23 protein-coding genes and 1 riboswitch are annotated in these 23,740 nt (G+C 36.1%); of the genes, 20 read left to right on the top strand and 3 right to left on the bottom strand.

Annotated features, from left to right (window positions below; all coding sequences use genetic code 11):
* Nucleotides 1-233 precede the first annotated feature (233 nt).
* From AA0X71_RS20215 to AA0X71_RS20185, 7 genes are all read left to right on the top strand, one after another.
* Entirely contained in the window at nucleotides 234-767 is a 534-nt protein-coding gene (locus AA0X71_RS20215) for a hypothetical protein (RefSeq protein ID WP_413357073.1), read from the top strand.
* Between the two features lie 668 nt (nucleotides 768-1,435).
* On the top strand, nucleotides 1,436-2,440 hold the full coding sequence (locus AA0X71_RS20210; RefSeq protein WP_413357072.1) for a MerR family transcriptional regulator: 1,005 nt from the start codon (nucleotides 1,436-1,438) through the stop codon (nucleotides 2,438-2,440).
* Between the two features lie 52 nt (nucleotides 2,441-2,492).
* Nucleotides 2,493-3,107, top strand: a complete 615-nt coding sequence (locus tag AA0X71_RS20205; protein WP_413357071.1) for a DUF6273 domain-containing protein — start codon at nucleotides 2,493-2,495, stop codon at nucleotides 3,105-3,107.
* 132 nt (nucleotides 3,108-3,239) lie between these two features.
* Complete coding sequence (locus AA0X71_RS20200) at nucleotides 3,240-3,431, top strand: histidine phosphatase family protein (RefSeq protein ID WP_413357070.1); 192 nt, start codon at nucleotides 3,240-3,242, stop codon at nucleotides 3,429-3,431.
* A 154-nt stretch (nucleotides 3,432-3,585) separates the two neighbouring features.
* Nucleotides 3,586-3,813 (top strand): hypothetical protein, encoded by a 228-nt coding sequence (locus AA0X71_RS20195; protein ID WP_413357069.1) that lies wholly within the window; start codon nucleotides 3,586-3,588, stop codon nucleotides 3,811-3,813.
* Between the two features lie 207 nt (nucleotides 3,814-4,020).
* A complete protein-coding gene (locus AA0X71_RS20190) occupies nucleotides 4,021-4,920 on the top strand; it encodes an SDR family oxidoreductase (protein WP_413357068.1) in 900 nt (299 codons plus the stop codon).
* Between the two features lie 48 nt (nucleotides 4,921-4,968).
* Nucleotides 4,969-5,433 (top strand): GlcG/HbpS family heme-binding protein, encoded by a 465-nt coding sequence (locus tag AA0X71_RS20185; RefSeq protein WP_413357067.1) that lies wholly within the window; start codon nucleotides 4,969-4,971, stop codon nucleotides 5,431-5,433.
* 335 nt (nucleotides 5,434-5,768) lie between these two features.
* Here the strand turns inward: AA0X71_RS20185 and AA0X71_RS20180 are convergent, their stop codons facing one another.
* Complete coding sequence (locus tag AA0X71_RS20180; protein WP_413357066.1) at nucleotides 5,769-6,509, bottom strand: SDR family oxidoreductase; 741 nt, start codon at nucleotides 6,507-6,509, stop codon at nucleotides 5,769-5,771.
* A gap of 11 nt (nucleotides 6,510-6,520) precedes the next feature.
* Nucleotides 6,521-6,889 carry a MerR family transcriptional regulator gene (locus tag AA0X71_RS20175; protein WP_413357065.1) on the bottom strand — a complete coding sequence of 123 codons (369 nt, stop codon included), beginning with the start codon at nucleotides 6,887-6,889 and terminating at the stop codon, nucleotides 6,521-6,523.
* Between the two features lie 371 nt (nucleotides 6,890-7,260).
* Here AA0X71_RS20175 and AA0X71_RS20170 point away from each other — a divergent pair, with 371 nt between their 5' ends.
* From AA0X71_RS20170 to AA0X71_RS20140, 7 genes are all read left to right on the top strand, one after another.
* Nucleotides 7,261-7,950, top strand: a complete 690-nt coding sequence (locus AA0X71_RS20170) for a response regulator transcription factor (RefSeq protein ID WP_413357064.1) — start codon at nucleotides 7,261-7,263, stop codon at nucleotides 7,948-7,950.
* Nucleotides 7,947-9,212 (top strand): ATP-binding protein, encoded by a 1,266-nt coding sequence (locus AA0X71_RS20165; protein ID WP_413357063.1) that lies wholly within the window; start codon nucleotides 7,947-7,949, stop codon nucleotides 9,210-9,212. Before AA0X71_RS20170 ends, AA0X71_RS20165 begins: the two co-directional genes overlap by 4 nt.
* 199 nt (nucleotides 9,213-9,411) lie before the next feature.
* The gene (locus tag AA0X71_RS20160; RefSeq protein WP_413357062.1) at nucleotides 9,412-10,173 is read left to right on the top strand and encodes an ABC transporter ATP-binding protein; all 762 of its coding nucleotides are present in this window, start codon (nucleotides 9,412-9,414) and stop codon (nucleotides 10,171-10,173) included.
* Nucleotides 10,174-10,180: 7 nt separating this feature from the next.
* A complete protein-coding gene (locus AA0X71_RS20155; protein ID WP_413357061.1) occupies nucleotides 10,181-12,520 on the top strand; it encodes an ABC transporter permease in 2,340 nt (779 codons plus the stop codon).
* A 167-nt stretch (nucleotides 12,521-12,687) separates the two neighbouring features.
* Entirely contained in the window at nucleotides 12,688-13,323 is a 636-nt protein-coding gene (locus tag AA0X71_RS20150; RefSeq protein ID WP_413357060.1) for an FMN-dependent NADH-azoreductase, read from the top strand.
* Nucleotides 13,324-13,553: 230 nt separating this feature from the next.
* Nucleotides 13,554-14,531, top strand: coding sequence for a tRNA dihydrouridine synthase (locus tag AA0X71_RS20145; protein ID WP_413362687.1), 978 nt, complete (start codon nucleotides 13,554-13,556; stop codon nucleotides 14,529-14,531).
* A gap of 428 nt (nucleotides 14,532-14,959) precedes the next feature.
* On the top strand, nucleotides 14,960-16,336 hold the full coding sequence (locus tag AA0X71_RS20140) for a class II fumarate hydratase (protein ID WP_413357059.1): 1,377 nt from the start codon (nucleotides 14,960-14,962) through the stop codon (nucleotides 16,334-16,336).
* A gap of 195 nt (nucleotides 16,337-16,531) precedes the next feature.
* Here the strand turns inward: AA0X71_RS20140 and AA0X71_RS20135 are convergent, their stop codons facing one another.
* On the bottom strand, nucleotides 16,532-17,851 hold the full coding sequence (locus tag AA0X71_RS20135) for a competence protein CoiA family protein (RefSeq protein ID WP_413357058.1): 1,320 nt from the start codon (nucleotides 17,849-17,851) through the stop codon (nucleotides 16,532-16,534).
* 263 nt (nucleotides 17,852-18,114) lie between these two features.
* Between AA0X71_RS20135 and AA0X71_RS20130 the strand changes: the two genes are divergently transcribed.
* From AA0X71_RS20130 to AA0X71_RS20105, 6 genes are all read left to right on the top strand, one after another.
* Nucleotides 18,115-18,561: a hypothetical protein gene (locus tag AA0X71_RS20130; RefSeq protein WP_413357057.1), complete on the top strand. Its 447-nt coding sequence runs from the start codon at nucleotides 18,115-18,117 to the stop codon at nucleotides 18,559-18,561.
* A gap of 26 nt (nucleotides 18,562-18,587) precedes the next feature.
* Nucleotides 18,588-19,268 (top strand): DUF3885 domain-containing protein, encoded by a 681-nt coding sequence (locus AA0X71_RS20125; protein WP_413357056.1) that lies wholly within the window; start codon nucleotides 18,588-18,590, stop codon nucleotides 19,266-19,268.
* Nucleotides 19,269-19,346: 78 nt separating this feature from the next.
* Nucleotides 19,347-19,643: a hypothetical protein gene (locus tag AA0X71_RS20120; RefSeq protein ID WP_413357055.1), complete on the top strand. Its 297-nt coding sequence runs from the start codon at nucleotides 19,347-19,349 to the stop codon at nucleotides 19,641-19,643.
* 219 nt (nucleotides 19,644-19,862) lie between these two features.
* Nucleotides 19,863-20,008, top strand: a riboswitch (cyclic di-AMP (ydaO/yuaA leader).
* Between the two features lie 365 nt (nucleotides 20,009-20,373).
* Nucleotides 20,374-21,273, top strand: a complete 900-nt coding sequence (locus AA0X71_RS20115; RefSeq protein WP_413357054.1) for an ATP-binding cassette domain-containing protein — start codon at nucleotides 20,374-20,376, stop codon at nucleotides 21,271-21,273.
* Nucleotides 21,273-22,874 (top strand): ABC transporter permease, encoded by a 1,602-nt coding sequence (locus AA0X71_RS20110; protein WP_413357053.1) that lies wholly within the window; start codon nucleotides 21,273-21,275, stop codon nucleotides 22,872-22,874. The genes AA0X71_RS20115 and AA0X71_RS20110 overlap by 1 nt, the downstream gene beginning before the upstream one ends.
* A 440-nt stretch (nucleotides 22,875-23,314) precedes the next feature.
* The gene (locus AA0X71_RS20105) at nucleotides 23,315-23,644 is read left to right on the top strand and encodes a hypothetical protein (protein WP_413357052.1); all 330 of its coding nucleotides are present in this window, start codon (nucleotides 23,315-23,317) and stop codon (nucleotides 23,642-23,644) included.
* Nucleotides 23,645-23,740 lie beyond the last annotated feature (96 nt).

Below are 23,740 nucleotides of genomic sequence, written 5' to 3'. Positions count from 1 at the left end.
AAATAGTGGGAATTGGATATCTTCGTAACTGATTATCAATTTTTTACTAAACAAACCGTAGCTATTCTTCAATAAAGAGAATGGCTTATTCTTATTGAAGTAAAGGTTAGTTTAACGAGAAGTAACATCAGATTATACGGATTTACAACACTAAATTAAGAAATATTACCAAACACCGCTTTGGTAACTTTTTGATTTTCACGTAATATAAAATGATATTGGGAGGTATTTATTTGATATATAGTCCAAAATGGAGTAAAGCTAAAAAACAATTGAAAAGCTTCACTTGCGAATCTTTGAGTTCGAGAGTCGACTTTCAGGTCATTAATTATAGACGTGCGCACGACCAGTTAGGTAGAGCCGTCATTACTGTAGATAAGGTAGAAAAGTTAAATATGTGCACAATCACAGCAGAGAGAGAAGAATATTACAGAGAAAGAGCTATACGAAAACAATTAGACGATTTCAACTTTGATGACGTATTTCATAATCGTGACATTCAAGATGAAGCACATCAAATGCTGAAAAGTGAGGCGATTTATGGACAATATGATTTCTTTTTTGCTTTAGAGCAATATTTCAATGCTTCTGTACAAGATAGTCTACAGTCATCCGATATTTTAATTAAAATATTGTGTCTTTTGGACCGTCGTATTGGGAAGCGAACGTTAATGAAAATGAATGACACCATTGCAAGTGAACATCCATTAGTCCAATACTTCTTTAAACTACGTTGTGAAGCGGAAAATGTAAGAGTCGTCATTTAAAACGATTTAATAATGGATAAACATACATCACTTTTAAAATAACGTTCCAAATAAAAGTTTGGGTTACATATAACCTCTTAGAATCTTGATTTAACAGTGTTCTAGGAGGTTTCTCTTTGTTTAACATTAAACAGCTTTTTATGAAAAGTCGTTTGAAGACGGATACCAGCAGACTTACTTTATGTTTCACTCTCAGAGTTGTGAACTTATATTGGATTGTGACGATTTCGACTCATATACAAAATTTACAAAAGAAGCGGTTTAGTTTAGATTGAGATACATTGTACTTAAACAAACGGGTAGCTTTAACAAAAATAAGGGTTTCAATTTGATAGTTCCTATTTATGTAGGGATAGGATACTTTAAAAAGAAATTTTAATAAGGGAGAGTGAGAAAATACTGGCTATCCTTTACGGGATAAGCCTTTTTTGTATTGTAAGGACTCGGAAAACTATATTATGATTGACAAATAAATAGCAGTTTCTAGTATCGTTTAGATTTTGTCGACGTTGTTCTCGAAAATTCCACAAACGAGATGCGATTTATCCTATGATTTACAGCAAAGTTCTTGCTGAGGTGGGCCTAAATATATATTTAAATTCCCTCTTGATTCGCACACCGTGTAACAGTTTATACTTAATAATAAGGAAACTGAAAGGGAGAAAGTCATGGAATTAAAAACGATAAGACAAGTTTCATTGGATTACGGTATTTCGAGAAGAATGTTGTGTTACTATGAAGAAATTGGATTGATAAAAAGCAGTCGCAAAGATGATTATGCGTACAGGGTTTATGACGAAATTGCGATACAAAGTCTCCAACAAATTATCATCTTGCGTAAGCTGCAAATTCCAGTCAAGAAGATTAAAGATATTCTCAATAACCAAAATGCAGTGGCGATTATCGAGATATTCAACCAGAAGATAAGCGAACTTGATGAGGAAATAACAGCAATCTCCACCCTCAAATCGATATTGGTGCGCTTTGTCGATGAGTTGCAGGAGAAAGCGGACGTATCATTGAAACTTGAATTATTAAACGACAAAACCATGCTAGCCATTGTAAGTACTCTTTCATTTTCCCAAAATAAAATCAAAAAGAACGTCTCGATAGAAGAATTAAACAAGGCAAATGAAAGTGTAAACAAACTGGCGGACAAAGATGTGAGGATTGTATATCTGCCACCCATGACTGTGGCTGCTGCTTATGCAACGGGAGAAGGCTGTGAAGGTAAAGCGATTGACATAATAACACATTTTGTAAGAGAAAGCGGATTGCTAAAAATCAAACCCGATGCTAGAAGTTTTGGTTTTGACTGCTCTAAGGGGGCAGCAGTAATCGGAGAACCATCGCATGTATATGAGGTATGGGTATCCATTCCAGACGACTTAGAAATACCTGCACCTCTAGTAAAACGAAAGTTTGACGGTGGGTTATATGCCGCACATGTGTTGAGGGCGTGGGACTTCCAGGACTGGAGTTTATTAAAAGAATGGGTTAACGCAAGCGATAAATATGATAATGACTGGGGTTCCCCACGCTGGTTATCCCCGGAAACGGTTGCTGGGCAAGGATTTGAAGAGACGTTGAATTTTTATAATTTTATACAAAAAGGCGGTAAAATGGTAGATTTACAGCTAGATTTATTGTTTCCAATTAAGGAGAAGGCTTAAGAATAAATTCGAAGGTAACGCAGATTACCTATTACAAAGAAAGAGGTGCCTAGTGGAAGATATTAAAATCGACTCATCATTATCATTTGGGGGTTATAAGTGGCGTGTGCTTGATATACAAAACAATACTGCTTTGATTATAACCGAAGAAATTATAGATCAACGCCCTTACCATGATGCTTATAAAGATATTACATGGGCTGGATGTGCAATAAGAAAATATCTTAATGGTGAATTTTATGATAAATTCAGCGCAACTGATAAATCAAGAATAATTCCAGTAATTAATAAAAATCCTGATAATCAGTGGTATGGTTCAAAGGGTGGAGTAGATACGAGGGACAGCGTATTTTTATTAAGCCTTGAGGAAGTGTGCAAATATTTCGGTGATAGTCGTTCGAAACTGCAAAACCGAGGAAAAAATCAAAGATATTGGTTTGAAAGAAAAGATGAAAACAATAGTAAACGATTAGCAAGACTTCAGGGGAAAGAATGGTGTTGGTGGTGGTGGCTTAGATCGCCCGGTCGCGTCAATGTAAAAGCCGTCTATATCTTCGGGACTGACGGTAATATAGGCATCCAAGGAAACAATATATTGAAAGGCAATATCAGTGATGGTAAATGTACAGGCGGCGTTCGTCCTGCTTTGTGGCTAAGGTTAGAATAGCACCAAAAATATAATTTTCTATGTATCTTCCCATCTAATAGCTATTTCTTTGGAAAACTTTCAATCAAAAAACGAAATTGTTAGTATTTCGTTAAGCGAATTTCCCAAAATTTATATTACTATTATTCGTTTGTGATTATCTTAATATTATCTATTTTTAAACACGGAATTACAGAATGGAATACTTTAGGAAAAGCACAAGGAGTATCTGATATTCCTTTAAATGAGATTGGTAGAAAGCAAGCATCTGATATTGGAGATAGGCTATCCCAAGAAGAAAAATGGGATTGTATTTTGTATAACTGTACAAAATACTTAAAGTAACTTATCAATTAAGCTAACGGCTGCTTTCTTTAAAGAGGTGAGTGCCCTTTCGTGTAGAAGTTATTGTACTAAGGTAGCAGTTATGTTTAACAAGGTTATTAAAATTTTTATGAGAAATTTTTGTAGAAGTCATGTGGTACAAGGGAAGCGAAATGTGAAAAAATCAATTAAAGTTCTCATTTTTGGGATTTTAGGGGTATTTTTAATATTTATGATTATAGGAATAGTTTCTTTCTATTCTGCATTTAAGATCGAGAACCAAATGCAAATTGAGATGGTAGCTTTCAATAGTTTAACTGAAGAAGAAAGTGCTTTAATACCAGTAAGTCCAAAGGATTCAATTGTAAAACAAGTACCTGTTAATGGTGATATAAAAGCATAAATTGATAAGAGCAGGTGAGCATCATGTACACAATTTTAATTTAGTCAAAATTCTATATAAAATTTGGGCTGGATCCAACAATAGTGAACCAGTCTTTTGTTTTATCTAATTCGTTAATCCCTTATCCAGTTAGTCAAAATGCACATTTTTATTCTAAGTGAATAAATTGAAATGAAATATGAAATTGAATCTAACGGGGGAAAAGTAATGGCAAATTTAATTTATCCTTATATTGGTTGGACGGAGCAATGTGAAAATGTTCCAGTTGTCTTTCCGCCGCAGCAACAAAAAAGGCATCCTGGTTTTGAATATTTGATGAATCCCCGTCCTATATCAGAAGACCCTGCCTATGTAGGAAGCGGGAGACTGAAAGATAAGGTAGCGATTGTTACAGGTGGGGACAGTGGAATTGGTCGGGCAGTAGCCATAGCATTTGCGAAGGAAGGTGCCGATCTTGTCATAGTCTACCTCGATGAACATCAGGATGCCGCCGAAACAAAGCAAATTATTAACAATCTTGGTCGTCAATGCTTACTTATTTCTTTAGATTTAAGGCAAGAGAGGAACTGTTATTCAGTTGTGGAAGCGACGATAAAAACTTATGGAAAACTAGATATTCTAGTAAACAACCACGGGGTTCAGTTTCATCAAAAGAGCATTATGGATATTACGAGAGAGCAATTGATAAATACATTTCAAACTAATATTATTTCTTTTTTTGATATGACGAAAGCTACTTTACCATACCTTCGTGCAGGTAGCTCCATTATTAATACGACATCTGATACCGCTTTTTCAGGTATGGCCAACATGATTGACTATACGGCTACCAAAGGAGCAATTGTTTCCTTTACCCGTTCTTTATCACTTTCACTTGCCGATAAAGGTATTCGAGTAAACGCAGTAGCTCCTGGACCAACCTGGACGCCGTTAATTCCCTCTGCTTTTACAGCAGAGGAAGTAACAACCTTTGGGACAGAAGTACCATTGAAACGCCCAGGACAACCGTTTGAACTGGCACCTGCTTATGTACTGTTAGCTTCAAAAGATGCGTCATACATGTCAGGACAAATTATTTTCGCAAATGGAGGTTCAATCGTTACCTGATTAAACTGTAAAAAGTATAGTTACTCAAAAATCCTAGGAGTGAATGAATTGATCAAACTTACACTAGCGATAGCTAAACAATTGCTCGAGATTGCGGAACAAAATGCCAGACAAATGGAGCTTTCCTGCGATATTGCAATCGTTGATGAAGGAGCAAACCTTATCGCTTTCCATCGAATGGATAATGCCCGTATTGCTGATATAGAGGTGTCCCAAGGAAAGGCATGGACAAGTGTAGCTTTACAGATGCCAACGGACAAAATTGCTCAAATAGCTATTCCTGGTGGTGACGCATATGGTATCCATACTACTAATCAAGGTAAGATTACTATCTTGGGCGGAGGCATACCATTTGTCGTAGAAGGCAAGATTATCGGTGGAATCGGTGTGAGCGGGGGAACAAGTTTACAAGACATAGAAGTGGCAAATACTGCTGTTCAGGCTTTCACCAACATACGAAAAATCAGAAATGTAGGGATCGTGTACGGCCGTATAGGGTCAACAATTATTTAAGGTAATCTATTACCGTATTGACTTTCAATAGAAGTCTGCTCCCTATTAAGGGTGTTAAATAGAAATTACGTTCTAATTCCGAAGGTTTTCCCGGAAGAACTTTGTTTTTTTATTCTGAAATCGGAAAAAAACCCCCATCGCATATCAAGATCGGTCCAATCTTATACACAATCAGAATTTAATCCTTTCCCTCTATTCAGTACTTCTCCAATCTTTGAAATATAAGCCATTTTTAATAAAATTTGTGTCCTGAAACGGGTGAAGTTTTTTCTGTTGTCCAGGAATGGATGTATATAAAAAAGGCAACATAATAAGTTGCCTTTTAAAAGTATTGTTTAAATGAATCCACCATTTACACGTATAGTTTGGCCTGTTATCCATTCAGATTGCTCACTTACCAAAAATTCAATAACATTTGCAATGTCTTCTGGTTCTCCAATACGACCGAATGCAATTGAGCTTTTCAGTCCTTCAAGTTGTTGCTCTGTTTTTCCTACATTAAATAGCTCAGTGTTAACTGGTCCAGGAGCAACCGCATTAATTGTAATTTGTTTTTTAGCAAATTCCTTTGCTAACTGTCGGGTGAATTGTTCAACTGCACCTTTTGTTCCTGCATATACACTGTATGTCGGAAACATTTGCCCAACAACAGATGTGGAAAAGTTTATAATTCTCCCTTTTTCTTCCATATGCTTCATTGCTTGCTGACAAGCAAAGTATGTCCCTTTCACATTTAGCGCAAATTGGTTATCAAAATCTTCTTCTGTTACTTCACTAATCGCCTTGTAAATGCTCACTCCTGCATTGTTAATGAGAATATCAACTTTTCCATATGTTTCTATTGTTTTTGTGAATAACGCTTCTACTCCAGCTACTTTTCTAAGATCAGCTTGAATGGCTATAGCTTCTCCGCCTTTATTTTTGATACCTTCAACCACTTCTTGTGCCTTTGTTGTGCTATTTGAATAATTGACAACTACTTTAGCACCAAGAATAGCTAATTGCTCAACAATCACTCGTCCAATTCCTCTTGAAGCTCCAGTTATAATCGCTACTTTTCCTTCTAAATTTTTCATATTTATTTCTCCTACTTTCTTTCAATCATTTCGTGTTTATATTTTGCAATTTTTTGTTGAATTTTTTCTAAATTATCTTCGGTATCACGAATTTGTTGAAGAACTTTGGCTTCTTGCTGTTTCATCATTTCTAATCGTTGGGGAATAGTTTCAACGCCAAGGATTGACCAATCAATAAATTGTTTAATCCGTTTGATTGGCATTCCAGTGTTTTTTAAACATAAGATCATTTCAAGATATTTTAGTGCTTCATCGTCAAAAATCCGATCCCCTTTTTCAGTTCTTTGGAGAAAAGGTAACAGCCCTTTATCATCGTAATAACGTAATTGAGAAATGGTTAGATTGTTCATTTTTGCAACTTGCCCAATTGTATACTTCATATTTATTGTTTTCCTTTTGAATTAACCAAGAAATAATCCCCTTTTCATCAAGAATTTTTCCATTATAGTGTGTATCACTTAGGGCATATTTAACAATGATTTGTGCACCTAAAAAACATAATAATCCTTCTCAGCTAATTGACTGACAGTTGTATATCTTATTCCTCCATTAGCCCTGTTACAAAAGTGAATTTTGTCATATTTTCACCTCCAAATGTTATATTACAACTTAAAAGATACAACCTAAACCTAAGTTGAGGTCAAGGGTTTTTCAAAATTATTTTAGAAATCTGGATAATGTCACATTTAGACTCGCTCATCAAATCTCATGTATACTAAAGTTATTAAATTCTTTTGCTAGGAGATTTTTGATGAAAATAGATTGCTTGATTGTGGATGATGAAATTGCATTAGCTGAAACAACGTGTGAATATTTTAATATGTTTGAAGTCAAAACAGCGTTTGTGACAGGTGCGGAGGAGTGCGAACAATTTTTGGAAGAGCATGAACCTTCGTTGATACTTCTTGATATAAATCTAGGGAATTCCTCTGGATTCGATTTATGTAAAAAATTGCGTCAATCAATGCAAATTCCGATCCTATTCATTAGCGCACGTTCTAGTGATGATGATATTCTCATTGCTTTAAACATAGGTGGAGACGATTATATTCAAAAGCCATACACACTGAGTATCTTACTAGCAAAGGTAAAAGCGGTGCTCAAAAGATTCGGTAATCATTCTAGTAATCAACAAGAAGGTTTAGCGTTTGGACAGATTCAAATTGATACAAAGCTACAGCGTGTACGGGTAAATGGTGTTGTTATGCAACTAAAATCGATGGAATATAAACTACTATGCTATTTAACGAAAAATAAAAATCGAATCATTACAAAAGATGAATTGTTTCAACATGTTTGGGGTGATTCATTTGTAGGGGATGGAACTCTAAATGTACATATCCGTCATTTACGTGAGAAAATCGAAAAGGATCCGAAAAATCCCCAATTTATAAAAACAATATGGGGAACAGGATATGTTCTTGAGGATCTGAACGAATGAATATAAAACGATTAATTGCAACGATTCTCCTCTTATGTGGTACTGGTATTGTACTATCCGCAATCATTATTAAAGATAAAAATCTGTCCGAAGTGGACATTGTAGCCATTAATGATGTCGTTAAAACGGTCGAAAAAAACTGGGGGAGAGTGAGTGAAGAAACGTTTGACAATCACAACATAAAGTACCTTTTTACCATTGTAGATAACTCAGGAAATATCATTTACCAAACACCGGGGATTGAGTATAGTAATATTCATGATTCCATAATAAATAGAGATACATTTATAGATGTGAAAAAAAATAACGAGATTGTAGGAAAAGTGATTATTCCTAATAATGAACAAGAAATTGTGCACGAAATGAAACATGAACTGATTATATTTATCAGTTTGATATTTGGAATATTCATGATCATCAGTTTTCTTTATATACTCTACATTTATAGAACGTTATTGAAACCATTTCAACAACTGCAAAATTTTGCAGCGAATGTAGCGAGGGGAAATCTAGATATCCCTTTAAATATGGACAAGAATAACTACTTTGGCGCATTCACGGAAAGTTTTGATTTATTGCGTGTAGAACTTGAAGCAGCACGACAAAGAGAGTATGAATCGAATCGCAGTAAAAAAGAACTTGTTGCCACATTAAGTCATGATATTAAGACACCTGTTGCTTCCATTAAAGCAGTTAGTGAGTTAATGCTCATGCAAGCACGAGATGATAAGGTAATTAAGCAAGTGAATGTTCTTTATTCCAAGGCCGAGCAAATTGACTTTCTTGTAACCAATATGTTTCACGCCACCTTAGAAGAGCTGCAACAGTTAAAATTAACAGTAACTGAAGTGTTGAGCGATGTCCTAGTTGAGCTGATCGAGAATGTGAATGATGATCATCAAATTGACTATGAGCCGATTCCGCAATGTATTATTTTGATCGACCAGGTACGTATGCAGCAAGTAATCGACAATATTGTCAGCAATTCATATAAATATGCAGGTACAAAGGTCATGATTACGTCAGAAATTAATCAAGGTTATCTAGTACTCCAATTTAAAGACTTCGGATTAGGAACGAATGAAGATGAATTACCATTATTGTTCAATAAATATTATCGTGGGCAAAACGTAGAAGGAAAAAATGGTTCTGGCCTTGGTCTATATATTTCAAAGTACTTTATGGAAAATATGGATGGTCAAATTAGCTGTTACAACCGAGAGGATGGATTTACAGTAGAATTGAAAATCAAACTTGCTTAAATTTAAGAATTAGTTAAGAATTGCACAAAGATTTAATAAGAACTGATCTTGTATGATAAGACTGTAATCCTAGATTACAGTCTTTTTTCTACGCTATTTGTAAAATTGATTTTTCCTATGAGCTACTAATATTGAAATACTAAGACTTCCTATCGCTTAAAAATAGGAACATAAAAATAAAGGGAGATGCTCTAAAATCATGACAAGAACAATTATTAGAACGGAGAAGCTTTGTAAAACCTTTTCAAGTGGTGGTATACAACAGCATGTTTTAAAGAACCTGGATCTTAGTTTAGTAGAGGGTGATTTTACCGTTATAATGGGTAGTTCCGGATCAGGGAAATCCACGTTGCTTTACGCTATTAGTGGGATGGATAAACCGACATTAGGAGAAATCCATTTTGCAGGAAAGAATGTGGCTACATTAAATAATGATCAACTAGCCAAATTTAGAAGAAATCATTGTGGGTTTGTATTTCAACAAATCTATTTGCTCGACAATATGAGTGTACTTGATAATGTATTGGCAAGTGGGCTGTTGGTCAATAAAAATAAGCGAGAGCTTGTTAAAACAGCGAAAGAACGATTAAAACAAGTAGGAATTGATGAAAACTCGTGGTCTAAATTTCCAACTCAGTTATCTGGTGGTGAGGCTCAGAGAGTTGGGATTGTGAGGGCTATCATTAACAACCCGAAAGTTTTATTCGCTGACGAACCAACTGGTGCATTAAACTCTTCATCTAGTGATCGTGTTTTGGATGTATTCACGAATGTAAATCAAAATGGACAAAGTGTTGTCTTAGTAACCCACGATATGAAAACTGCGTTGCGGGGAAATCGAATTTTATACTTGAGAGATGGTGTTATTTGCGGTGACTTGCAGTTAGACGCATATAGTGAGAAAGAGAATTTCACTCGTTACGAAAAGCTTAAACACTTCCTTGCAGAAATGGGGTGGTGAAGTGAAGATGATTAATCTAGCTATGGCAAATATTAGAAAAAGTAAATCTGCTACGGCCTCTTTATTGATTTTTATTGTCGTTGCTTCCTTACTTCTTAATATTGGCCTGATGGTCATTACTCAAATAAGTCCATTTTTTGATAATAAAGTGGAACAATTAAAAGATCCCCATGTAACAATAATGATGGATCAAGCTAGCTATAATTCTTCTTATGAACAATTTTTTATGAACTACTCAGGGGTAACCGAGACAGAAGCAGAAGAGATTGTCATCATGGACCTTGCCAAATTTACGTTTAATCATAGTGATTTATCTAGCAGTCTTGCTCTCTTTAATGCAGACAGTGAGCGTATGATTGGACCATTAAAATTGATTGAAAAGCTAAATCAACCAAGCGACCATGATATTTATGTACCTTATAGTTTTAAAACAAATGGGGGATATGCATTAGGTGATAACTTCACTATTACCTATAATGATACGGACTTTCAATATCGGATTGCTGGATTTTTAGAAACAACGGTTATGGGGACAACTAGTATCGGAGTTATGAAATTTATGCTACCAGAGTCTTCCTTTCAAACATCAACAGAAAAAATCAGTAAACAGGCAAATGGAATGGCTATATCTGTTTTGATGGAAGATAAAACTCAATCCTCGCAGCTATTGAATGATTTCACTAAGAAATTTCCACAATCAGTTATAGGGAAAACGACTTCTTATATAATGGGATTAGATATTGAATTAGTGAAAAATGTGAACACCTTAACGATTAACATCATCGCTACTATTCTCGTAGCATTTGCAGCTATTATTGTACTTATATCTCTAATTGTGATTAGATTCCGTGTTTCAAATAGCATAGAAGATGGGATGGAAAATATAGGAGTACTAAAGGCAATTGGTTATACAAGTTGGCAAATTCTCTCGTCGATTATTTTGCAGTTTATCGTCATTGTTCTTTGTGCAAGTACAGTAGGGATTATCTTATCTTATGTGTTCATGCCTTACATTGGAGGTGTTATTTCTTCCTTATCTGGCTTAGTATGGAATCAAAAATTTGACATTTTCATCAATGTCGTAAGCACTTCCTTTGTAATTTTCTGCGTAGTGATTGTTACATTATTATCAGCTTTTCGAATTCGCAAGATTCTACCTGTCGCAGCACTTCGTGGAGGGATTCAAACGCATAGTTTTCGAAAAAATTTTTTTCCATTGGATAGAGGCAAAGGAGGTTTACATTCCTTACTTGCTATGAAAGCAACGGTGGTACATGCAAAACAAAATATGATGATTCTTATAATTGTTAGTGCATTAACGTTTGCGGCAATCTTTTCAACCGTATTGTATTACAACGTTGCTTCAGACAAAACCGCTTTTGTTAACTTATTCGGAGCAGAACCAGGAAATGTAATGCTTATTGTTAAATCAGATGTTGATACAAAAGAACTCATGGATAATATTGAACAAATGGAGCATGTGAGGAAAGTAACGATATTCGACTTAATTACTACAACGATTGATGACCAGACTGTATATACAAATGTTACAGAGCAGTATAACCAATTAGAAAATAATATTGTTTATGAAGGACGACAACCGGTGCATGAAAATGAAATATCCATTTCATGGGTGGTGTCAGACCAAATAAATAAAGGAATTGGAGATTTCGTTGAAGTTGAATATGGGGCTGAAGCAAAAAGTTATTTGGTAACAGGCCTTAGTCAATCAATTGGTAATTTAGGACAGGTAGCTGCAGTAACGATGAAAGGAATGCAGCAATTGCAATCAGATTATAAGGGAACATCACTTTATGTATATCTCGAGGGTATATCGAACAAAGACTTTATCAAAATGATCCAGGAGCAGTATGGGGATCATATAGTTGAAACGTTAGATCTCGATGAAAATATAGAGAGCCAAACCGGTGTGTATACAGCAGCAGTGTTTGCGGTAATGTTGCTAGTTTTGGCGATTACGGTTTTAGTGGTTGTGATGATTTTGTATTTAGTGATCAAAACGATGATGATCAAGCGAAAAAAAGAGTTTGGTGTAATGAAAGCAATAGGCTATTCAACGATTCAATTGATGAATCAAATTTCGATCAGTTTTCTTCCTGTGATTATTACCGCAGTTACAATTGGCGGTGTACTCGGTTATTTTTTCACGAATCCGATGTTATCCGTATTATTATCAAGTGCAGGGGTAAAACGTTTGGATTTTATGATTCCGTTCCCGGTAGTTCTCATGCCATGTGTTGGTATTCTGGTTTTAGCCTATGTTGTTTCAATGCTTGTCTCGCGAAGAATTAAGAATATTTCCGCTTATGGGTTGATTACAGAATAGTATATAAAACATCATTTTCTTAGGCAGATCATTTGCATTAACTAAACAAATTTTTGTACACTGTAACCTTGAATTAAAGATATTTCAATTTGAGATATTTGAAGTGTATTTTTAGTTCATTTACAATCTAGAATCACAAACCTAAGAGAAAGAAAGGAACTAAAATCATGGCAAAAGTTTTGTATATTACTGCACATCCACTTGATGAAAATCAGTCATATAGTATGGCAGCAGGGAAGGCTTTTATTGATACCTACAAAGAAACAAATCCTAATGACGAGGTTATCGATGTTAATCTCTATAAGGAGAATATTCCACATATAGATGCTGATGTTTTTAGTGGTTGGGGAAAACTTAGAGCTGGAAAAGAATTTGAAGAACTAACTACTGTTGAACAGGCTAAAGTGGGTCGTTTATCAGAGCTATGTGAACAATTTATTGCGGCTGATAAGTATGTATTCGTCACACCATTATGGAATTTTTCTTTCCCGCCAGTGATGAAAGCGTATCTTGATGCTGTTTCTGTTGCTGGTAAAACATTCAAATACACTGAAAAAGGTCCAGTAGGTCTGTTAACTGATAAAAAAGCTTTGCATATACAGGCTAGAGGAGGAATTTATTCCGAAGGACCAGCAGCTGCTATAGAAATGGGGCATCGTTACTTAAATATTGCGATGCAGTTCTATGGAGTACCTTCGTTTGAAGGATTATTTGTAGAAGGTCATGCGGCAATGCCTGATAAAGCAGAAGAAATTAAAGAAAATGCCATTGCCCGTGCTAAGGATCTAGCTCAAACATTTTAGAGTGACGAAAAAGCCAACAGATGTTGGCTTTTTTTGTGAGAAATATAATGAATAGGCGTAAGGAACTCATCTATAACGACAAATTCTTTTTGGATTTCCAAGATTTAGACATGGCAGGAACGTTTAAGTGTTTGCTCATACATGATTAAGCATGGTATAAGTGTATAAGAAGTAAGAGTTTTTTGCTAATCATGATGTTTTATTTTTATAGAGGGGATTTGTGTTTGGTTATGAACGATAATTTCTGGCGTGACTTACCACGACCGTTTTTTATACTGGCACCAATGGAGGATGTAACGGATGTAGTGTTTCGCCACGTAGTAAGTAAAGCGGGTAGACCTGATGTGTTTTTTACCGAGTTTGCAAACACGGAGAGTTATTGTCATCCTGAAGGCAATAAAAGCGTGCGTGGACGATTGCTTTTTACAGAAGATGAACAACCAATTGTTGCTCATATTTGGGGGGATAAGCCTGAATATTTTCGACAAATGAGCATGGGTATGGCTGAACTTGGGTACAAAGGAATTGATATTAATATGGGCTGCCCAGTACCAAACGTAGCATCGAAGGGGAAGGGAAGCGGTCTTATCCTTCGCCCGGAAGTTGCTGCTGATATCGTACAGGCAGCAAAGGCAGGTGGATTGCCTGTCAGTGTGAAAACAAGACTTGGTTACACAGAGATAGATGAGTGGCGGGACTGGCTCACCCATATACTGAAACAAAACATTGCCAATCTTTCCATTCACTTGCGTACAAGGAAGGAAATGAGCCAAGTCGATGCTCATTGGGAACTGATTCCTGAGATCAAGAAACTTCGCGACGAGATCGCTCCCGACACACTTTTGACAATTAATGGGGATATTGCTGACCGTCAAGTTGGATTGAAGCTCGCTGAACAATATGGGGTTGATGGCATTATGATTGGACGAGGTATTTTTAAAAATCCATTTGCCTTTGAAGCAGAGCCGAAAGAGCATACAAGTGAGGAATACCTTGATCTTTTAAGACTTCATCTGGACCTTCATGACAAATACTCTAAAGAATTAGAGCCGCGCCCATTTACAGCTCTACATCGCTTTTTTAAGATTTATGTCAAAGGTTTTCGTGGTGCTGGTGAATTAAGAAATAAATTGATGAGCACAAAGTCAACAGATGAAGTGCGTCAAATGCTTGATAATGCTGGAGTTAGAACAGACTCAGAAAAATAAAATTGTTGAATTGGCTGGGATGGAGACGGTTTTGAACCGGAATCATTCCAGTTTTTTGTTTAATCGATTTGAAAATATTACAAACAGATAGTAGGGAGACGGATGAATAGCATAATTTCAAACCTTTAAAGATATTTCAGGAAATATATGGTCTGTAGCGACTCAATTGTGATAATTTGTAGTTCTCTTTCAATAATCCGCATAATGCTCCTGCTCCGAAGGTCATCTGGTATTTCTCCAGAAGATGTTCGGTTTTTTTATTTGGAAAATCGATGAGGAAGTAGCGGGAACCGATAGATAATTCCTAACAAAATATTCGGTTAGGGTTAAATGACTTGTCACTCTAAATCGGCATTTGTTGTTTATTACCACCCACAATGGAAACAATACCATTAATTAGAATAGACACCTATGAAGGAGAGAAGAGCATGGATGCATCAAATCAATATCGAATGGAAAATGATCCGTTAGGGAACATCATGGTTCCTTCCTCTGCTTATTATGGTTCTCAAACGCAACGGGCGGTGGAGAATTTTCAAATTAGTGGACTGCGATTGCCAAGGGCGTTTATAAAAGCACAAGGAATTATTAAAGCTTCATCAGCTGCTGTTAATATGGAGTTAGGGAAGCTTTCTCCTGAAATGGGGAATGCGATTATTCAAGCATCTGAAGAAGTAATGGAAGGCCGTTGGGATCGTCATTTTGTGGTGGATATTTATCAGGCTGGTGCGGGAACTTCGCAGAATATGAATGCCAATGAGGTTATTGCCAAGCGTGCTACTGAAATAATTGGAGGCAAACAGAATGTTCATCCTAATGACCACGTTAATATGTCACAATCTACGAACGATACATTCCCATCCGCTTTGAATATGGCTGCAGCAGAAATGATGATTCATGGACTGCTACCAGCACTTGAAAAATTGGAACAGACATTCCAAAAGAAGGCACAACAGTTTATGCCCATCTTGAAATCAGGCCGTACTCATTTGCATGATGCTGTCCCAATGCGATTGGGGCAAGAATTCTCTGGCTATGCTGAAACAATGACTGCTGTAAGAAGGCATTTACAAGAAAATCTCGATTCATTGTATCAGCTTGGTTTAGGGGGAAATGCCATTGGAACATCGATTAATCTAGAAGTGGAATTTACCCCGAAAATAATGAAAGAAGTATGTAAACGGACAAACTTACCTTTCCGTGAACCTGTGAATATCTTTGCATTTATGCAAAATATGAGCGAAGCCATTCGCTGTATGATGACGCTAAAGGAATTAGCGGTTCATCTCATTAAAATAACGAGTGATCTGCGATTACTGAGCTCTGGGCCAAGAACAGGATTAGCAGAAATTACGCTCCCATCTGTTCAACCAGGCTCGACGATTATGCCTGGGAAAGTAAATCCTGCTATTTTAGAAATGACCCATATGGTCTGTTGCCAAGTGATTGGCAATGAAACAGCAGTATCAACGGCTGGAACAGCGAGTCAGTTAGAAATAAATGTAATGATGCCGATGATTGCCCATACTTTTTTACACTCAATTGAATTAATGACAAATGCGATCCAAATCCTTGAAACAAAGTGTATTAATGGCATACAAGCAAATGAAGAACAATGTAAAAAATGGATGGAAGAGAGCCTGGCTCTAGTGACGGGATTAAGTTCAAAAGTTGGCTATGACATGGCTTCAGAAATTGGCATGCAAGCAGATGAACAAAATAAAAAGTTAAAGGAAATTCTCGAAGAAAAAGAGTTGCTTACAGAAGATGTTTTGAACGCCATTGATCCGAATGGGATGGTTTGAATTAAATAGAGGTGGCTATTTAGATTCGTAGAAACTAATGCATCTAAGTTTTTAGATGACTTCTTCTGTCTAAAATAAAACTGGTAAGTGAACTGAATGTGCCCATTCTCACACTTACCAGCATTATGAATGATCAAGTTAAGGTGCTAAGTTGAGGAAAGTTTCAATTTCGTAACTGCATAAGTTTGTAGAACATTATTTATTTTGGCGGGAAATGAAATTTTGAAGAGCCGTGCGTAATTCATTAAACGTATTACATTCATTACTAATAAAAATGTCCCACACTATTCTTGAATTTTTTAATCCAATCTTTGGCATGTAAATGGTCCATAATTCCATTTGTTGAGGTTGGGTAAGACCGATTCGTTCTTTTAGTAGTAATTTAAGGTCATTGTAAGATGATACAGTAGTTATGCCCTCTTTTTCTCTTAATTTCTGTTGTTTAGAGGCTTCTTCTAGAATTCTTTTTCTTCGTTCCTGGTCCTTCTGAAATTTTTCTTGTATTAATTTTTGGCGTTTATCTTCCTCTTGTTGCTCCAATTCTTTTTCTCTTCTTTGATGCTCATGGAACGCAAATCGTAACTGTTCATATTTTTGCGTGAATTTTTCTTGGTATTGAATTTCTAATTCTTTGTTGCTTAAAATAAATTCATTTTTAATTTGAACAGCCTCAGAAAATGGAATTTCATAACCTTGACCTAGAAGGAAGGAACGATATGGTTTTACAAGGCGGTCTTTTAAAAAACGCTGAACGTTAACGACAATTCTGTCATTGGTAGAATAGATATAATATAAACTTTTAACATCAACAGATATATTCTTCGTTGATACAGGATAATTAAAATATTCGAAAAACATTTCGTCCGCTATTAAAGGAGTAAGTAAAGAATCCCATTCTCTATCTTGCTTTGTTTTTGAAGCAATTGTTAATTCTGCATCCCATAATATGAGTGAATTTTTCTCTATTTCGATTGCTTGCTCCTTATTTTCAATAAACCAAATAGGTTCCAGGCCTTGTTCTATAAAGTATTGTTGCCGTTTTTGGATGGAACTTGAAAGTTTATAATCCACTAATGAATTTACATTGGTAATAACTGAAAGTGCATATTCTTGATCAGCAATTTTTACCCAAATATCTGGATATTCTTTCAGCCAATGTTTAGCTCTGTAGCCATAGTCAACTTTAATCGTTGGATTTCTTTTTGCCTGCATGGTGATTTCATCATATAGAATTGCTTGAATTGTATGATGAAGCTTAGTTTCCCTTTCAATTTGTCTCCTGTACTTTTTCTCAGCCTGATCGACTTTCCTTGATTCTTCACAAGCTTCTGAATGCTGATGTGAAAAATACATTCCCTTTGTATCACCGTATTTGACTATTAATTTTGCCTTACAGTAGGGACATTGGAAAAGGTTCTTCTCTGCTAATTTCTTTAAATTATTCACTTCTTCTCTGGATGCAGAATCTGGGAGCCTGTATAAATCATTATCGATTACGTGGAGCGCTTCTCTCAAAAAATCACCTCAAAGTTTTCCATTTTTTTAAGAATCATCTATTACGAGAATGAAGTCAATAGTAATTTTATGAATATTTAGTGAATTATAATGTTTTAATCTGAATTATTTTATTCGCAAGGCCTTGTACACCTTTTTTTGTAGAAAAATTCATTAAAGGAGATTATACTTTTCTTGGGAAAAATGATATGTACTTTATCTATGACTTAGAAATATCGCCACTAGGAGTCTACTATAGTAGTAATAGAGGAGAATAAAGTAGAATGAAACAAATCCACCTAATGAAATGGACAATAGAAGTCGATATAAGTAGAACGAAAGAATTCTATGGCAAAGAGATGGAGTTATGCAATTGCTTGTATTGTCGAAATTATATGGAAGCATGTAAACATTTTGATCGAGATATCGTTGCAATGCTTGCTTCATTTGGAATTGATCCTGCAAAGCCAAGCCATTTGTCTGAGTTTGGTGAAGTGGATGGGAAACAACGTCTTTATATAGGTTGTTATCATCTTGTCGGCAGCTTAGTTGAAGGAGAGTATCGTACAGACTCTGACTGGAATGATTCGAACACAGCTAATATGAAGAATTTTACATTCGGTTTTGAAAAGGAATTGATGTTTGTACCGAATGGTTTCCCACGATCTGTTTTGCAATTGGGGTTTGAGGCAAGGATCCCATGGGTATTAAGGGAAATTCCAGCGGATTAATATATTTAAGGACGGAGACAAAAAATATGAATTTAAGAGATTATATAGATAGTCATTTCCCTGGACTTGTTCTGAGGCCGAGCCTCTATCATCAATGGGATCATAGCATTCATTTCGAACTGGCTAAAGAGCTTTATCAATTTAAAAGTGGAACAGACAAGCTAAATGCTGAATACTTTGAACAAGCGTATCAACAAACTCTATCTCTCTTTAATGAGATTTTTTTACCTAATGATATGATTTTTTTGGTTACGAATGTTTATCAAATTAAAAATTATGTAAGAAGAAGTAGAAGATTGAAAGTATATCATCATTATATAAGAAATAATCATGTAAGGTCGCATTTAAAACAGGAAGCCCTTCCCTATATGTTTGACGGTGAAGAAGATGCTGAGGACAATTGTACCTCCCAATTTTCATTACAGTGTCGCAAACAAGATATTCGTTATCCATTATTATTGAAGGCAATTTCTCATCGGGATTTTCGACGATTAAAACCAAGATTACACAATCCATACGGTTTATATGAGCCAGATGTGTTTTTTATTAATGTCACGAGAAACATTATTTTTTACATATATGATGATAGGGGATGCGAAGTTATTGCGAGAGATCTTGAAACGATACGTCCTTTATATGATAAATACGGGGATTGGATTGATGAGTACTGTCGTGAAGAGATTGATCAGCGATTTAAAGCAATTTAAGTGATTGTCCCCATGAAAAAATATAGGAAGGTGGAATCTTGAAAAATTACAGATTTTAAAAAAACGATCGGTGTTTTCTTGGGAACAATGATGGTAGTCGTTTCCGTTGGTTACGGTTTCGTTTTACTTGGAACATCTTTAGGAAAGGCGCTCGGTTCTACCCTTGATACATCAGCTGATGACAAAATAACTATAGTCATGTTGGTGGCGATTTTGATTTTAGGTGTAGTAACAGGAGTGGGTTCTTTTAAATTGAAATTTAAAGGTTGGAGAATCGTCTACATAGGTGGATTCAGCAGCAAATTGTTTATCGTGGAAAGACAAGCATTAATCGATTTTTTTGGAGAGTCTTCAATCAGGTCTAATAATGCATAAGAGTAAACTTTTTCTTCACATTTTTAGTTCTTAGCTAATGGTTTTTCTTGCATTCAAAGTTCTCTCAGGGAAGCAACTAGTAAAAAAGAGGGTTGACAAAGATGGAAAATGGGAGTATTTTTTAGTTGAATTCAATTAATTTCCCATTTTACCAGGTTGATTTGAACTTGAAGTAAAACGTGCTGAAATTGATTAGAATAAATTAAATAATTCCGAACACCTTTTTATTCGCTGAATCATTATTGAGCGGGGGAACCATTTTCGATAGACGCTTGTCTATCTTGGGGTGAATCTTACTTAGTAAGAGGGGATACTCTCAGTCCCTAATCCGACAGCTAACCTCGTAAGCGTTACAAGTAATATCCGAGAGAAAGGTCAAAGGGTTGATATCTCCTAAGACCACTCTTATTTGTGATGGTCTTTTTTTGATGCCATTTTTCAGCGAATAGTGGTGAGTTGGTAAATCGGCGGGAGGATGAATATGATTAATGAATGAATAAAATCTGTGTGTTAAAAGAGTAGTAATGTTATAGGTGTTTTTTTTGTTTTTAGTTGACCTATGTGGTCATTACTGTGTTTTAACTTGAGATCGAGGTGAAGAGAGAGTCACTCGTTCTCGGTAAGAAAAAATTTTTAGATTAGGTTGACCCATGTGGTCAATACAGTGATGTTGATAATTGAACGGGACGATGAACCTGTCCCCATGTTCCACAAATGAGGAGGATGAAGTATGAGCATATTGGAAGTGAAGAATTTAACAAAAAGGTTTGGGAAGTTTACTGCTTTAGATGGTGTTAATTTGGAAGTAGGTAGTGGGGAGGTTTTTGGGTTTATCGGGCCAAACGGAGCAGGTAAGTCTACGACAATTCGAGTACTTCTTGGTATATTAAAATCAACAGAAGGTGAAGTTAAGGTATTTGGAAAAGACGCTTGGAATGAAGCGGTAGAAATTCATAAGAGAATAGCCTATGTACCAGGAGATGTCAATCTATGGCCCAATTTAACAGGTGGGGAAGTTATTGATCTCTTTGTTAAATTAAGAGGGGGCAATAATAAAAGCAGAAGAGAAGAATTGATTAAGAAATTTGATTTAGATCCCACAAAAAAATGCCGAACATACTCTAAGGGAAACCGACAAAAGGTGGCGTTAATTGCGGCATTTTCATCCGATGCTGATTTGTATATTTTAGATGAACCAACCTCTGGGCTGGATCCACTAATGGAGCAGGTGTTTCAGGAATGTGTGATGGATGTTAAAAGTAAAGGGAAAAGTGTCGTGCTTTCAAGCCATATCCTTTCAGAGGTAGAAAAACTATGTGATCGAGTGGGGATCATTCGGCAAGGTAAAATTATCGAAACGGGAACGTTAAACGAACTTCGACACTTAACACGTACCCAAATTCTTGTGGAGACAAAACAGTCCATTACAGCGTTAACGGAATTGTCAGGTATCCATGAAATTGAAAAAACGGACCAAGGATTAAGCTTCCAGGTGGATACAGAAGAACTGGATAATGCGATTAAATATGTTAGTCAGTTTGGAATTATAAAGCTAGAAAGTGCACCACCGACCTTGGAGGATTTATTTATGCGTCATTATGAAGGGAAAGAAGCAGGAGGTGTCCAGTAATGGATCAGAATGGATTTGCTAACACCGGGAGGCTTTCTCGCTTTATACTGCGTCTTGATCGAATAAGAATCCCAATATGGATCATTGGATTGGCATTATTTTCATTAATCGTTCCCTCTGCGTTTGATGGCTTGTATGAAACGCAGGCAGAGAGAGATTTCCTTACTGAAACGATGGCAAATCCGGCAATGACAGCCATGTTAGGGACCGGTGATTTAGAATATTATACAACTGGTGCCATGACAGCCCATCAAATGCTTGTCATGACGGGAATCATCGTTGGGTTAATGGCCATTTTAATTGTCACACGTCACACAAGAGCGGATGAAGAAGACGGTCGTATTGAGATGATTCGTTCCTTGCCATCGGGACGACTATCTTATTTAAATGCTACGTTAATTGTAACAAGTGGAGCATTTATTGTTTTGGCATTATGTATAGGATTTGGATTATATGGACTTGGGATTGATTCTTTGGATCTAGAGGGTTCCTTGCTTTATGGTGCAACTTTAGGAGGTACAGGGCTTGTTTTTGCTGGGGTGACAGCCGTTTTTGCGCAACTTTCAGAAAGCTCTCGAGGAACGATCGGATGGTCGATTGGGTTGCTGATTTTTGCTTACCTTTTCCGAGCGATTACAGATATAAGTAACGAAGCATTGTCATGGCTTTCTCCATTAGGATGGATATCAAAAGCAGAAGTCTATTCCTCTAATAATTGGGGACCCGTTCTTTTGATGCTGGTGGTGTCTCTTCTATTATATGTCATTGCCAATTACCTAAATAGTATTCGTGATTTGGAACAAGGGTTCATAGCAGCCAAACCAGGGAGAAGATATGCTTCCAATCTTTTGCAAAGCCCAATTGGTCTTGCCTTTCGATTACAGCGAACAGGATTTATCGCTTGGGGCATTGGTATGTATGTGCTAGGGGCGTCCTATGGATCGATATTTGGTGACTTAGAATCGTTTTTTGAGGGGAATGAAATGTATCAACAAATGCTACAACAAGCTGAAGGAGTATCTGTAGCTGAACAATTTCTACCAACTTTAATGATCGTTATTTCTCTTTTATCAACGGTTCCAGCTGTTATGGCCATGAATAAACTTCGCGGTGAAGAGAAAAAAGACCGTTTGGATCATTTACTAGGTAGGGCTGTATCAAGGTCGAAACTGATCGGTTCATATTTAGTTCTTGCGATTGTAAATGGTTTTGTAATGATTTCCCTTAGTACCATTGGGCTTTGGTCTGCTGGAACAGCTGTCATGGAGGAAGGATTTGATTTTGGCATGGTCTACGGTGCTGGTCTTGTCTATTACCCAGCCATGTTAGTGATGATTGGCATTACGGCATTCTTAATTGGATTTCTACCAAAGCTGACCTCTCTAATTTGGATTTATTTTATTTATTCATTCTTCGTTCTCTATTTAGGAAATTTAATGCAATTTCCAAATTGGGTAGGGAAGCTTTCACCATTTGGTCATGTTCCGCATGTACCTATCGAAGACGCAACATTTATGCCTATGTTTGTGTTAAGTGTGATTGCGGTAGTATTAATAATATTTAGCTTAGTTGGATTCCGAAAGCGTGATATTACAATTTAACATGTAGTCTATTATTGAAATAAATCGTAATATGGCAATTCTAAATGATAGTTCATGAGACTGAACCTTTTCAATTGGTTTCAGTCTCATGGGTTTCACCAAATTTCATTGGGAACTATCATATAAATAGAAACATACGAAATTTGTCGAACTATTGGAAGTTGACAAGATGGATAAAAAATGAAACTATTGAATGGAAACAACCCCTACATTAACTTCACCTATCCCACTCGTTTAACTCTCGTTTCCTTTTAACCTTTGAAAATAAGCATGTATGAAATCATCGTTTTTAATCCCACTTAATTGAAACTTCCTTTTTCCACCTTTAATGTTTTTTCTTTCCCAGCCCTTTTTTTATCGATTGAAAGGAGTGATGCCCAAACTGAAAAAGTTAATAAGGACTAAGAGGTTCTAAATTAAAAATGGAAGGAGGGAATCTGATGGGGCATGATATTTCAGGATATAATAGAGCCGGAGAAGAAATTGCCTATGCTCGTTTCAGTATGCAAAATAGAAATGTGTCCATACTGTATACGTTGCTTGATGCAACTCAATATGATGCAGGAGTTAGTGGTTCAGGAAATAGTATGAGCTATTCAACTCATGAACTTGAAGAAGCCTTGAGAGAGTTCAATCGGTTATTTGGAAAAATAAACCTCTCGTCAAGAAATGATTTTAACATTATTGATCTAAAACAAATTCGAGATTTTATCGAAAATTGTTTAGCAACTGCTCAAAGAGATGGAAATGTAAGAGTTGCTTTTGCTTAAAATTTTAATGAATGAGACACTTCAGATGTAAATACTCCCACTCTCTTCAGATCATCAAATTTACTTCCCCATTTCATCAATAACGATTCATGGATC

It is taken from the genome of Robertmurraya phoenicis (assembly GCF_047302285.1).
In the GTDB taxonomy this organism is placed as follows: Bacteria; Bacillota; Bacilli; order Bacillales; family Cytobacillaceae; genus Robertmurraya.
Note: the sequence above shows the minus strand (reverse complement) of the source record. Positions and strands in the feature narration are given on the sequence as shown.